Source organism: Clostridium sp. CS1-1 (assembly GCF_056135525.1).
The window spans coordinates 309,946-324,427 of the sequence record NZ_CM148680.1 but is presented as its reverse complement, the minus strand read 5'-3'; the positions used below and the strand labels follow the sequence as shown (position 1 = coordinate 324,427).

Genomic DNA, 14,482 nt, shown 5'->3' with positions numbered 1-14,482 from the left:
TCTTTTTGATATTGTATATCACTGTATTTGATTGTGTATTGGCGTACCCTAAAGTACGCCAATCACTATTTATATTTTAATATTACTTTACAATTATTTTGCAGTAACTACGAAGTCTGCTGCTGTAAATTGGTTAGCTGCATAAGTTCCATCTACTGCTGCTCCAAAAGTGTTAGTTGATGCGTTGAAAGTTGCATCTACTCCTTTAACTTTTACAGTGTAGTTAGCTGGATCTGTAACTTTTAATTTGAATGTTACTATAGTTGTGTATGGTACTGATGCTGTATCAACTGCTACAGTTGTTAAATCAGCAGCTGCAGCTGGATTTGTTGGAGTAGTACTATTCTTAGTAACTACGAAATCTGCTGCTGTAAAGTTAGCTGTTGTTAGAGTTCCATCAAGTGCAGCTCCAAAAGTTTTGCTTGTAGCGCTATATTGTGCATCTACACCTTTAACTTTTACAGTATAGTTTTCTGGATCAGTAACATTTAACTTGAAAGTAACTAAAGTTGTGTATGGTACTGATGCTGTATCCAAAGTTAAATTTGTTATATTGTTTCCTGGATTTGGATTTGTGTTTCCAGTCACAGTTACAGTTCTCTTCTTTAAGTCATCGCTTGAAGGAACGTAGTTAGCATTGTTACCATCAACGTCTTTCTCAGTTCTTATTGATACAGTACTCTTAGCTCTTACATTTAAATCACCGCTGAATGAGTTGATGTCTTTGTTGTTAGAGTTAAATGTGAATATAACTGTATTTCCTTCGATCTTAACTGAGTCAGCTTTAATGTCTGTTCCGCCTACGCCGCTGAATGTAAAGTCGTCTGACTTAATTCCGCTGTTAGTGTCAAGTATAGTATCAAATGTGATGTATACTTTTCCAACACCATTAGCATCTTTTGTAGCTGTCCAGTATGGAGCCTTATCGTCATCACCAGTTGTTTTTGGTGCTGCTTGATAGTCATATACTGCAGCTTGGTCTTTTGAAAGAGTTAATGGTTGGCCATTATCATCTCTTGATACAGCTGCTCCAGTTTCATCTATAGTATCTTTAGAAACTATAGCAAGTACAGCGTTTTGTCCTTGAGCTTTTATCATATCTATCTTACTAGCATCTGACTTAGTTAAGCCATTACCATAAGTTACTGTGAATGCTACATCATCAGTTGTAGGTTTTGCTCCATCCTTGAATGTAAGTGTTACCTTATCTCCTGATATGCTTGCGCTAGTTGGAGTTATTCCACCTAATGTGAATTCTTTAGCGTTTATTTCATCGATAGCTCTATCGAATTGAACATCAACTTTTAGATCGTCTCCATCATAGTAAACTTTAAGAGTCTTCTCTTTTACTTTTGCTCCAGCTTGTGCTTTGTCGATTTCCTTATCGTTGTTGTATGCTACTCCGTCTAAGATGTTTCCAGCTTCGTCTTTAACGTTAGAAACTATTACTGCAGTTACATCATTAGTAGTACCTGTAGTAGTCTTAGTGTTTAATCTTACTTTGTAGCTTGATGGGAACTCGATTATAGCACTCTTATTGTCTCCACCAACTGATATACTTGCATCTCCTGGAAGTGTCTTAGTGTCCCCTTCTCCGTTTACAAACTTGTAGTTATCTTTGTTTGTAAGTGTTGAAGTATCCATTGATTCACTGAAGTATACAACAACTTTATCTTTGCTTGAAGAACCATCTCTTAATTTTCCGTAGATACCAGTTCCCTTAGGAGCTATATCATCATTACCGTTTATAGTATAAGTGTAATCATCCATTGTGTTTGGTGTTGATGATGTATCTATGATATTCTTTATTGTTAAAGTATATTTAGAAGCTGTTAATCTCCAATCATCGTTTGAGTTGTTTGGATTGAACTTTCTTAACTTAATGTTGTAAGTATCTGTGTCATCAGTGTCAGTCTTACCAACTGTGCTGTAGATACCTTCAATGTGGTTAGTTATATCTATATTCTTGTTATCTTGTAATTTGTAGTTTGATGGGTTTGTAGCATAGCTGTAATCAACATCTTTGCTGAATTTAACACGGATAGTTTCACTATCTATTACAGTGATGCTGCTAACTGTAGGTTTAGTTTCGTCCTTAACATGGTCGAAGTTTATTCTTGTATCATCTTCTACCTTGTTTCCGAAAGCATCCTTAACATTGTTCTTTATATAAAGTGTATTTGAACCTGACTCAATTAAGCTACCAACGTGCTTTAATTTTACTACAGTGTCATCACTAGCAGTTTTAGCTTCTGCTCCGCTTGGTAATTTCTTACCATTGATTTCATAGTAAGTTTCATCTTTAGCAGTTTGTACATCCATTGGTCTGTCAAATGTAATGTGAACTTCTCCATTTGAAGTTTCTTTTACAGACTTAATAACTGGTTTAGTAGTCATGCTGTCAACTGTGAAGTCTTCACTTGCTTCTTTGAATGTGAATCCAGCAGCATCACTTAATGCTCCGTTATTGTTGTCTCCATCAGAAATCTTTAATGTATGGTTTCCACTTTCCATTGGTGAATCAAAGTAGAATAATACCTTGTTTGACCAAGTTCCAGCAGGTCCGATATTGCTATCAGCTACTTCTATATGATCTTTGATTTCACTCCATTGAGTGTTAACACCATAGTTTCCTATGCTTTGTCCATCAATTTTGAATTTGCTCTTTAATTGATTTACAGTTTGCATATTAACAGCTTCTGAGAATTCAACTGTTAATTGGCTATTTCCTTCTACAGTTACTTTCTTTAATGTAGGAACTGTAGTATCTGAGAATGTTACATCTTGATCAAATGCATCAATTGTATTCTCTTTGTCTGAAGTTAAGATAGCTTTCTTAACTGAAACTGTTACATCGTCATATTGCTTTCTTGGATGAGCAAGTGTTATTAAAACAGTGTTGTCATCTATTGCAGTAGCTACTGCACTATTTTCATTCTTAGCAACATCATTGTCATCAGCTGCTTCTAATTGAGTTCCATCTATTTTGTAGTTTGACTCATCTTCAGCTGAATCACTGTCGATTGCTGTATTGAAGTGAACTTTTATTTGGTTTAAGCTTACTGCTTCTATTGATTCAACAGTAGTTTCGCCATTATTGTTTGTTGGGTTTCCAACTGCAGTGTTTATAGCTTCTTCAGTTTCTTTTGAAACTACACCAGTTCCTCCTACAACGTTAAGATCAGTTGTCTTAGTTGCAGTATCTTTGATGTATGATATAGCGTTTCTTGTTGCATCTGAACCTTCAGTATCAACTAATACTAATGGTGAAGCTGTTTTTCCAGCTAAAGCTGAAGCAACTAGAGCATCTGCATATCCATTTCCTGTTGCGTTTGCAACGAATAATTTATCTGTTTTTAAATCACTCTTGTATGCATTTAATACTTTTAAGTTAGTGTCGAATCTATCTGATCCTCCATCTATTCTTGTTGCATTTCCAAGTGAACTTAATATACTTTCGCTTATAACATTTTTAGTTCCAACAACAGTAACTTTTGACTTGTTAGTCTTTACAAAATCAATTACTGATTTCATTGATTCTTCGTTGTTGTTTCCTAATAATAATATTTGTCCTTTAGTTGCTGCTACTGGAGCTACTGATAATGCATCAGAGAATCCTTCTCCACCAACTAATATAACTTCGTCAGCTTTAACACCTAATTCTACTAACTTATTAGCAACTGCTACGTTAGTTTCATATCTGTTTGTTCCTTGAAGTTCTACTAATTTGTAGTTAGCTTTTAATTCAGTTCTTACTGATTGAGAAACTGAAGCGTTTCCTCCAACTACATATATGTTCTTAGCTTTTAATGTGCTTAATGCATTTTTAGCATCAGTATTTAATGAACCAGCTGTAGTTAAAAGTATTGGTGCATTTAATTTCTTAGCTAATGCTGATGCACTTACTGCGTCTGCATAACCTTCACCTGATACTAATACTACATCATCACTAGTTGTCCAGTTTGATGTTGCAACTTTTGCTGCTGTTGAGTATCTGTCTGCTTCTCCTAATCTAGTCACTTTTCCTGCTGCTGCTTGAACTTGTCCAGCTGATAAAGCTGTAGTCAAAACTAAGGACATAAGTGTAGCACTAGCAAGTGCTCTTGTACCTTTTTTACTCATATTGTAATACCCTCCTCGATTTAAGTGAATAAAATTGTTTTCTTTTTATTAATATATATTTTAATATATACTTTGTAATATGTCCAAGCTTTTTTTACTTAATTTAGTAACTAATAGCTCGTCATACATTTTAAAGCAGATTTAATTATAACATATACATTTAACACATTCTACCTGTTTTGCTTATTTTATATGTAAATATATGTTTTAATTATATCTCTTATTTAGATAGGCCTTCTAAAATTCACTCCTTATTATAACATATATAAAATATAATTTCCATACTTTATAAGTTAATTAAATTTTAGAATTTTCTAGAATCCCTAACTACTGATATTATTATACAATACTATTTCTAGCTTTTCCATATATTTATATCTAGTAATTTAAGGCGTACTGCACAATCTATTTCTAGTTAGTGAAAAATATGGTGAATATTCAGCATATACAACTTAAAATATTCCTATTATGTTTTTATATTTCAAACATTTTAAGAGAGCCTAATTTTTAACTACTTTATAATTATATTGTGATATCATCTATACTATTCTACACAAATTTATTATTTCCTCTTTTATTTATAAAAATATCCTAGATAATTTTATAAAATTATCTAGGATATTTTTTTCACATTATTCTATACTTATTATTTCAAGCACATCTCCTGATCTTAATCCAGCCTCTACCTCACTAGAAACAGATGCAGTTCCTCCAACTATTATTACCTTAGAACTATCTGTTGCATTACCTAATATATATTCATTAGCTGCAGCTACTGCGCTTTCATCTGCTCCAACTCCACTTAGTACTAATGGTGATCCTGTCTTTGCTGCTGCTGCAGAAGCTACAAGAGCATCGGCGAAGTGGCTTGGCGCTGATCCACCAGCTGCTATATATACATTACTAAAATCTAACCCACCATTTTCTTTAAAGTATTTTAAAACTGCTAGGTTTGTTGAAAATCTATTTGCTGAGTCTTCAGTTTTAGTTATCTTTGTTCCACTTACTGAATCCACTACAGTCTGAGGTAAAACCCCTTCTCCACCTACAGCTAAAATTGTTTTTATACCATTGTTGCTTATTACATCTTTAACTACGGGAGCTACTGTTGTACGGCTTCCAAATAGTACTGGATAACCTTTTTGTGCTGCAATAGATGCTACTGATAGTGCATCTGCATATCCATCTTGTCCATTTACTAGCATAGCAGTTGTTTGTCCGCTAATTTCTACTACTTTTTTAGCAACTTCTGCATTAGTTCCCATTCTTGTTGTGTCAGTTGTTCCTGCTATACGCTCTACTTGGTAGCTTGATTTCAACTGATCTTCTAAAGCAGGTGATACAACCCCTGTTCCACCAACTATATATACTTTTGAAGCACCAAGCGTTTTAATAGTACTTGCCACCTCTGACTCTAAAGTTTTTCCTTCAGTTAAAAGTATTGGTGCATTTAACTGTTTTGCAAGCGGAGTAGCACTTACTGCATCTGCATATCCATATCCATTTACAAGAACTACATTTTGTGCTGATCCAAATAGGCTTACAGCAACTTGGTTTGCTGTTCCTATTCTATTACCTGATGCTGTTCTTGATACCGTAGCTGCTTGTACACTTACCATATTCACAGTTACTGATAAAACTAAAGCCGTCAATACAGAACTTAGAAATCTTTTTCCCTTCATTATATATATCCTCCTATTGTTCTTTCATTAATAAAATGTGTAACTTATTTTATTATATATTATATCGGTAGATTTTCACACCTCTAAATAGGGATTTTATTATGAGAATTGTTTCCTTCACGGTAATGATACAGTTGTAATGCAGTGATAATGGCACACAGGTATCTGATGGCTTTTGACTTGTTAGGCAAAAATTCCTAGATACCTGGTGCCATTTTAGTTATTCAGCTACTTGGTATTATTTTTACGAAGTTGTTGATATTATTTTGTGGTTTAAAGTGTATTTACCTGCTTTTACCTAAGAAAAATAACGCTACTGTTCCTGGTCCCGCATGCGAGCCTATAACAGGCCCTACATTACTTATGATAACATCTCTAACCTTATACTGTTCTAGTATCAATTCTTTTACATGTTCAGCATCCTCAATGCAATCTCCATGGCTTATGCCTATTACCTGTTCTTCAGGGTTTATTATGTTTTGGCTTAACTTTTCTACGAGGGTTTTTAGTGCTTTCTTTCTTCCTTTTACCTTTTCGACTGGTATTAGTCTTCCCTCATCGTTCACTTGAAGAACTGGTTTTATACTAAGTAAAGTTCCTACTATTGCTGCTGCACTGGATATTCTTCCCCCTCTTTTTAGATGGTTTAAATCCTCTACAGTAAACCAATGATTAACTTTAAGCTTGTTTTCCTCTATCCATCGAACAACTTCCTCTTTCGAATAGCCTTTATTTAGCATCTCATTAGCATAATAAACTAGAAGTCCCTCCCCCATTGAAGCACTTTTAGTATCTATTATTGTTATATCTGCATCTTTAAATTCCTCTGAAATTTGTTCTTTTGCAATGCCCGCACTATTAATGCTTCCACTTAGCCCAGAGGAAAATCCTATATATATGATTGAATTTCCTTCTACTATGTGCTTTTTAAACTCTTCATAATATCTATTTACATTTACTTGAGAGGTCTTCGATAGTTCTCCTTGTCTTAGATGGTTATAAAAATCTTTATAATTAGTTGTTTTCCAAAAGTCATCTTCAAATACCAAACCTTTAATCTCATAGGTAAATGGCATGTATATCATATTGTTTTTTTCTATATATTCCAGCGGTAAGTCACTGCAAGAATCAATAAGTAATACTGTCTTCATAAACTGCTCTCCTTTAAGGCTTATTATTACTCGTATATATATAATAACACATACTATTAACTTCTGTTAGCATATGTAAACATTTTACTTCTTTTCAAATATAAACAGAGTTCTTGGCATCAGATGGAGTTTTAACTCCACCTGATGCTTAGAAATCGTTATCCAGGGACGTAGCCGCTCTTTACTCCCTCTTGTAGAAGAAGAGGGAGTATTAGAGCGGGTAGTCATCGGATAAACAAAAATAAAAAAAGCACATAGAGTGCTTATATCGAACTTAATCTTCTATTTAATTCAAGAATACTACTATCGTTTCTAACAGTCTTTATAGTTATATTATTTAAATCTATTCTTAGTTCATCAACATTGTCGCCTAATTGCTGAAGCTTCTCTGTATTGGCTTTATAACCATCAAATAGAGCTTCTATTTTAGGCATTACTTCTCCATCAATTTTAGCTCCTATTTTTTTCACATCTTCTTTTACTACTTTTAATTCTTCTTTTACTACTTTTAATTCTTCTTTTACTTCTCTTATTTCACCTTTAACTTCTAATTTTAAGGCTTCCTGACCTTCCATGATTTGTATCAACAGATTCTTTAATTCAGCCTCCACAACATTACCTCCTTAATATACAGTAATGATATTATATCACATCTATATTGCCCAAACAATGCGATTATTTGTCTATAGTATAATTTGCACGTATAAGGGTATTTTGATACTAAGAGGAGGTTTTAACATGAAAGTAAGAAAGGAATTTATTATATCTTTATTAATAGTCTCCATGATTGCATGCATTTCAATTAACAAAACTAAAGCTGCAGAAACTATTTCTAGACAAGAGGCACAAGACAGAGCGTATAGGATGGCATACACTCCTTGGCAATATTTAAAGAGTTTAAACGGTAAAACTACAGGCTATATTGTATTACCTGAGCATTTAAGAACTAAAACAGCTTCTCAAGAAATAGGTATTCCTTATAACTATGGAGGTTCTGACGGTATTGATACAACTTCAAACATTCAGTGGAGTAATTTTTTTGATGCAATTACTAAAGGAGCCACTGCTGGTAACGTAAAGTTTTCTGGTGGATATAAGGGTGAAACTGCCGGAATAGATGATGCAAGCTTTATTCAAAGCACGCTAAAGATTCCTGGCACTAAGCTTACTACAAATACAATCTCTCAGTATTTAACTTCTATATCTTTTGATGATTTAAAAAACATGGATATACTTTTATCTAAAGGCAATCATGCAGTCTTTTTTCAGTCTTGGGTTTATGATGAGCTTGGGCAATTGCTAGGTGCTAATACTTTGGAAGCTACTATTGAAAATGATGACCGTACTGGCCAAAAAGTAAAAGAGTACTATAGACCTAAAGACTATATAATGGATAATTTCAAAGCATATAGATATCAAAATATAGGCAATGACTACATAGAAAACAATTCACCGCAACCAATTATAGAAAGCCCTTTGTACCAACAAGCTCTTGATAAAAATAATCCTCAAATACAATTTAAGTGGCATTTCACTGGTACAAATAGCAATGAGTATCAGTCAGCTTATAGAATCAGAATCTATAAGGGTGCCATAGGTGATGGTTCCAGCTTATCTGGCGTATTACTTAACGTTATTTCCGAAGATTCATCTTCTCAGGAAAAGACTATAACCTTAAATAACATAACTGAAGGAAATTACTACTTTATTTTGGAAACTAAAAATAATAGTGGCTACTGGAGTAACCCTTTACTGACTCCTTTTCAATTAGTTAGTGATGTGAAAAATGTGCCTACCAAAATAAAAGATGTTACAAAATTCGGTGGAGTGAACAGATATGAAACCTCAAAAATTATAGCTGAGGAAAATTTTAAATATATCGATTTAAAAAATATTGTTATAGCCAGTGGTAATGATTTTCCTGATGGCTTGTCTGGAGTTACCTTAGCTAGAAGACTTAATGCACCTCTGTTGCTTGTAGATAAAAGCCCACAAGATGAAGGCAGTAAAATTGTACTAAATTATATAGTAAATACCCTTAAAAAGGACGGCAAGATATACATCTTAGGTGGGGAAGGTGTGATTAGTACCTCATACGTAGATTATCTTACACAAAGTGGATATCTAAATAGTAACATAATTAGAGTTGGTGGATTAAATAGACATGAAACTAGTGTTAACATTGCTAGGACATTAAATTTAGCAAAAGGTACCTCCATTATACTTGCAAATGACTCTCTTTTTGCAGATGCTCTAAGTATTTCCTCTAAAGCTGGGGCGAGCCAAATGCCTGTGCTATTAACTTCTACAGATACGTTAAATAAGGAGGTTGAGAGTTACATTAGAGATATCAATCCTTCTAGAGTGTATATATTAGGTGGTATAGGTGCAATTTCTGAAGGCGTGAGAAACCGAGTTATGGATATTACTGGTCTTAGCTACAGTCAAATTATAAGGTTAGGTGGTCAAACCAGATACGAAACATCTGAAAATATAAACAGTTATTTTTACGGAAGTGATTTAAGAAGTGTTTATGTAGCAAACGGCGAAAACTTCCCTGACTCATTAAGCGGAAGTGCTGCAGCTGCTTTTAATAATGGTGCACCTTTAGTTCTTGTATCAGAAAACTCCTATCTTAATGCAGTGAGATCATTGAATAAGGTTACGGGAAGCAATAAGGCTACACTTAATATATTTGGTGGGGATAGGGTGATAACTAATTATCTTATTTCTAAAATGAATAGTGCCGCTATGAAACTTAAGTAAGGCAGAAATAGTATCAGGTACCTGTAGACTTTTATCTTACTAGAAAAAAATTTACAAGTATCTGATACGATTTTCCTCTATTTCCCTACTATATTTACCCACTCTCTTGCCAATAATAATTTTGTAGCAAACTTAAACAAAAATAAGGAGGCATAAATTTATGCAAAACAAACAAATAGAAGCTAACAACCTAAAAGTAATTGAAGATCAATTAAACCACGAAGCACTTATGAATAAAAAATACAATGAGTACTCAGGAATGTGCACTGATACTAATTTAAAAAACTTATGTACCCAAGCAGCTACAGTTCATAAACAAAACTTTAACTCACTTAAAACATACTTAGATTCTCATCAATAACAAGAATTTTAACAAAGCCAAATCACTTTTAAAATAACATCTACAGATTATACTTATAGTTTTTAGTATTATTTATTTAAACATAGTAATTTAAAAATTAATTGGAGGTACTTAATAATGAAAGAAAAAGACTTAATGCAAGATTTACTTACAAGTGAAAAACAAGTTGTATCAGCATACAGCACAGGAATAACTGAAACTTCTTGCCCAAATCTTAGAAATACATTAGTTGATAACTTTAAGAATGCACAAGACGTTCAATTCAAGGTGTTTGACGCTATGAAACAAAAAGGATGGTATACTACTAAAGATGCACCTGATACTGAAGTTAACACACTTAAAAATCAAGCTAACCAAATGATGGGTGAGCTTAAATAAATTCAGAGCTAGACTTAACCCCCGGGCTATATTAGTAATTCTTCTGCACTGTAAATACTTTTAATTCGCCTAAAGCTCGACTATAAGAAAAAGCCAAGAACTTCGCCAAACTCGCTATCGCTCAGACATGTCGAAGTTCTAAGCTTTTCCTTACAGTCGAGCTAAGACTCATAAAAAAAGTATTTAAATGTGCTTCAGAACCACTAATATAGTCCTCTGTATAAGTCTAGGATGAATTTGATTTATCTATATCTGTAGTACATTTAACTATTTTTGTAATTATTCAACAAAGGATTTGCTGAAAAAATTAAGAACGGAGGTACTTAAATGAACTTTCCAAAGACAGTACCAGCTCAGCATCAAGACAAACAACCTGGCTTAGAGGCACAAATGAATCCAAGACCAATTTTTGATGATCCTAATTATAAAGGTTCTGATAAATTGAAAGACAAGGTAGCTCTAATCACTGGTGGAGATAGCGGAATTGGTAGAGCTGTAGCTATTGCTTATGCTAAAGAAGGCGCTGATATTGCAATTGTGTACTTTGACGAACATCAAGATGCAGAAGAAACAAAGGGGATAATAGAACAAAAGGGTAGGAAGTGCATACTGATACCAGGGGATGTAGGTGACGAAAACTTTTGTAAGGATGCAGTTAGAAAAACTATAGATTCTTTTAATAAGATAGATATCCTTGTAAACAACGCTGCTGTTCAATATCCTCAAAACAGCATTGAGGATATAACAGCAGCACAACTTGAAAAAACTTTTAAAACAAATATCTTTAGTCTTTTCTATATGACAAATGCAGTAATGCCTCACTTTAAGGATGGAAGTATTATTATAAACACCGCTTCTATTACTGCATATCATGGCCATGAAACTTTAATAGACTATTCATCCACTAAAGGTGCTGTTGTTACTTTTACCCGTTCCTTATCTCTATCTCTTGCAAGTAGGAATATAAGGGTTAACGCCGTTGCTCCAGGGCCAATTTGGACTCCTCTTATCCCATCTTCCTTTAGTGCTGAAGAGGTTGGTAAATTTGGCTCAAGTTCAACCTATGGAAGGCCCGGTCAGCCTGTGGAACTTGCTGGTGCTTATGTATTCTTAGCCTCAAATGATTCTACTTATGTATCTGGGCAGACTATACATGTTAATGGTGGGCAAATTGTGAATGGATAATAGTTAGTTGACAGTGTTAACTAGCCACTGTCAACTCTTACATTTCTATCATAGTTTCTTAAAACCCTACTTTCCCTAAGTGCTCTTTAAAAACTTCTCCTCAACTTCCCTAACATCAACAGGCTTGCTAAACAAATACCCCTGCACCTCATCACAATTCTGCTGTTTTAGAATTTCAAGCTGCTCCTCCGTCTCTACTCCTTCTGCTACTACAATTAATCCCATACTCTTAGACAAATCAATTATAGTTTTAACTATATTTGCATTCTCTACATTTTCAGTAATGTCTTTAATAAATGTTTTATCTATTTTCAATTTATCTATAGGGAACCTTTTTAGGTATGCTAGAGATGAATACCCCGTACCAAAGTCATCTAGTGCTATTTTTATCCCCATATCTTTTAAAGAATTAAGAATTTTGACTGCTTCTTCTGGGCTTTTCATGAGAGCACTTTCTGTTATTTCAACTTCTAACCAGCTTGGATCTGCTTTCGTTTCACTTAATAACTCTTTAACATATTGCACAAAATTCGGATCTTCTAACTGTTTGGATGAAATATTTATTGCTACCCTTGTGGCTTTTATATTTAGGCTTTGCCAGTATCTAATTTGTAAACAAGCAGTTTTAAATACCCATTTATCAATCGAAGTAATTAAACCAGTTTGCTCTGCGAAGGGAATAAACTTTTGAGGTGATACTATACCATAATCAGGTTTATTCCACCTTATAAGAGCCTCTACTCCTACAATTTTTCTTGTAATAATATTAAATTGAGGTTGATAGTAAAGTTCAAATTCATCCCTATTTATGGCGCAAAGAATAGAATTCTCCATAGAAACCTGTTTAAGCGCACTGCTACTTAGGGAAGAGTTATAGAATTCATAGGTATTTTTCCCCTGATCTTTAGCATGGTACATTGCCGCATCTGCATTTTTTAAAAGCTCTACAGCATCTTCTCCATGCTTTGGATATATAGCTATTCCAATACTTGCAGTAATATGGAATACTCTTGTATTAAATACCCATGTTCCTTTTGTAAGCTCTTGTATATCGCAACATATTTTTGAAACTTCCTCCTCATCTTTAATATTTGTAACCAATATTCCAAATTCATCTCCACCAAGTCTTGCAAGCATCATGTTGCCACTTAGCATTGATACCATCTTTTCTCCTATATATTTAAGAAACTTATCCCCTGCATCATGACCTTCAGTGTCATTTATTAACTTGAACCTATCAAAATCTAAATATAGTAATGCCATACCTTTACAATTTGTTTTTGCATCAATTATAAAATCTTGCATGCTTTTTATAAAAAATAGTCTATTAGGCAAATTAGTTAACTGGTCAAAGTAAGCTGCACGATAAAATTTTTCCTCCATTTGTTTTTGTTCAGTAATATCTGTACAGATCGTTACAATCCCCTTAATATTTTTACTCCTATCAAAATAAGGTGATTTAGATACGCATAACCATTTAACATCTCCATTAGGTTCTGTAAAACTTCTTATAGAGTTTAATATTTGAATCCCTGATTGCATTACCTCTTTATCTTCTCTATATATTTTTTCTGCTTCTTTTTTTGTAAAAATACTATAAACATTTTTTCCTTTTATACTTTTATATGATAATTTCATTTTTTCAATAAACATTTTATTTACGGTAATATAATTCAGCCTGTCATCCTTAAAGGATACTATTGCTGGAATAGTATTCAAAAGAGTCTCTTGTTGAATACTAGGAAGTAGTACTATATGGTTTAGAACCCACAATATCGCTGCTGTAAATATAATAAACACCAAAATAATCAGCATAAAAAAATATATTCTTACGGCTTTACTTTCCTTATATAAGTCTCTATTCATATCTATTTTTAAAATAAGTGCCGGCTCTCCTTTTATATCTTTTACTAATAAATAACCAGCTATATCTTTCTCACTTAATTTATAAATAAAATTCTCATCATTGTTATCAAAAAATGATTTAGCCTGTTTAAAATCGTCTGTTTTATTAGTATTTTTAAATAAATCAAATGTTACATTAAGAGCAGTAGTCTTTGAAACCTCCGCTGCTGTTTGTTCATTGAAATACTTACCTACAATCAGCTTTCCATTTATCGGTCCTGTAAAACTACTGTTTATTATTGGAGCAGAAGCAATTAGTATTGAGTTATTTGAAAACATAATCACTCCTGATTTTTTGTCAGTTATTGTGCTGCCCCTTGTAAGATCTCCAATACTCGATATATACTTTTCAAACTCCCTATTTCTAGCAACCTCTTCTCTTTTAATAAGATCAAAGTACTTACTATATACAATTTCCCCTTTATTATTTACAAATATCATAAAGTTTATTTTATAGTTTATAAACAACTCATCTACCAGATTATTTGCAATATAGCGCTCATTCAAATCATCTACAAATCTACAAGTTTCATCCCACGCCCCCCAGTCGTTAGCAAAAATGCTTATATTCGATATATCTCTATTTATGGCACCATTAACCCTATTTACATTTTCATTTACAATTTTATTTTCTAAAACAAGGAACTTTTGAAATATCACTCTATTTGAAATTCCATATAATATTAGTATTAATATCATCGTGCTTACAATTATTGTCTTAGCTGCTTTATTTATTAGCGTCATATTATCTCCCCTCATTTTTCAGCTCATAATTAATAATTGTTAGTTATTAATTAATCGGTAATCTGATTATTTATAATATGCAATTCAATAGTTCCTCGTCACCTAAACACAACCTAATTTATTGTAATAATTTGTAGTATAAATATTTTCTATATCTGTAACCAATTTTGTGTTTTTAAATAAACTAA

The 14,482-nt window shown here is 33.1% G+C and carries 9 protein-coding genes; 4 read left to right on the top strand and 5 right to left on the bottom strand.

The annotated features are described in order from the left end of the window. Positions 1–93 precede the first annotated feature (93 nt). The 4 genes from AC0N0V_RS01500 to AC0N0V_RS01485 form a co-directional block, all read right to left on the bottom strand. Positions 94–4,122: a cell wall-binding repeat-containing protein gene (locus AC0N0V_RS01500; RefSeq protein WP_474461794.1), complete on the bottom strand. Its 4,029-nt coding sequence runs from the start codon at positions 4,120–4,122 to the stop codon at positions 94–96. 632 nt (positions 4,123–4,754) lie between these two features. After that, positions 4,755–5,804 (bottom strand): cell wall-binding repeat-containing protein, encoded by a 1,050-nt coding sequence (locus AC0N0V_RS01495; RefSeq protein ID WP_474461793.1) that lies wholly within the window; start codon positions 5,802–5,804, stop codon positions 4,755–4,757. Between the two features lie 284 nt (positions 5,805–6,088). Then, a complete protein-coding gene (locus AC0N0V_RS01490) occupies positions 6,089–6,955 on the bottom strand; it encodes a DegV family protein (RefSeq protein ID WP_474461792.1) in 867 nt (288 codons plus the stop codon). Between the two features lie 263 nt (positions 6,956–7,218). Then, positions 7,219–7,566 carry a hypothetical protein gene (locus AC0N0V_RS01485; protein ID WP_474461790.1) on the bottom strand — a complete coding sequence of 116 codons (348 nt, stop codon included), beginning with the start codon at positions 7,564–7,566 and terminating at the stop codon, positions 7,219–7,221. Positions 7,567–7,693: 127 nt separating this feature from the next. On the opposite strand from AC0N0V_RS01485, the gene AC0N0V_RS01480 reads away from it, so the two are divergent. The 4 genes from AC0N0V_RS01480 to AC0N0V_RS01465 all read left to right on the top strand — a co-directional run bounded on the left by AC0N0V_RS01480 (position 7,694) and on the right by AC0N0V_RS01465 (position 11,645). Then, positions 7,694–9,721: a cell wall-binding repeat-containing protein gene (locus tag AC0N0V_RS01480; protein ID WP_474461788.1), complete on the top strand. Its 2,028-nt coding sequence runs from the start codon at positions 7,694–7,696 to the stop codon at positions 9,719–9,721. 160 nt (positions 9,722–9,881) lie between these two features. Next, positions 9,882–10,082, top strand: coding sequence for a hypothetical protein (locus AC0N0V_RS01475; protein WP_474461786.1), 201 nt, complete (start codon positions 9,882–9,884; stop codon positions 10,080–10,082). 117 nt (positions 10,083–10,199) lie between these two features. After that, positions 10,200–10,460 carry a spore coat protein gene (locus AC0N0V_RS01470; RefSeq protein WP_474461785.1) on the top strand — a complete coding sequence of 87 codons (261 nt, stop codon included), beginning with the start codon at positions 10,200–10,202 and terminating at the stop codon, positions 10,458–10,460. Positions 10,461–10,787: 327 nt separating this feature from the next. Beyond that, on the top strand, positions 10,788–11,645 hold the full coding sequence (locus tag AC0N0V_RS01465; RefSeq protein WP_474461784.1) for an SDR family oxidoreductase: 858 nt from the start codon (positions 10,788–10,790) through the stop codon (positions 11,643–11,645). Positions 11,646–11,720: 75 nt separating this feature from the next. Here the strand turns inward: AC0N0V_RS01465 and AC0N0V_RS01460 are convergent, their stop codons facing one another. After that, positions 11,721–14,294: an EAL domain-containing protein gene (locus AC0N0V_RS01460; protein WP_474461782.1), complete on the bottom strand. Its 2,574-nt coding sequence runs from the start codon at positions 14,292–14,294 to the stop codon at positions 11,721–11,723. Between the last annotated feature and the right edge of the window lie 188 nt (positions 14,295–14,482).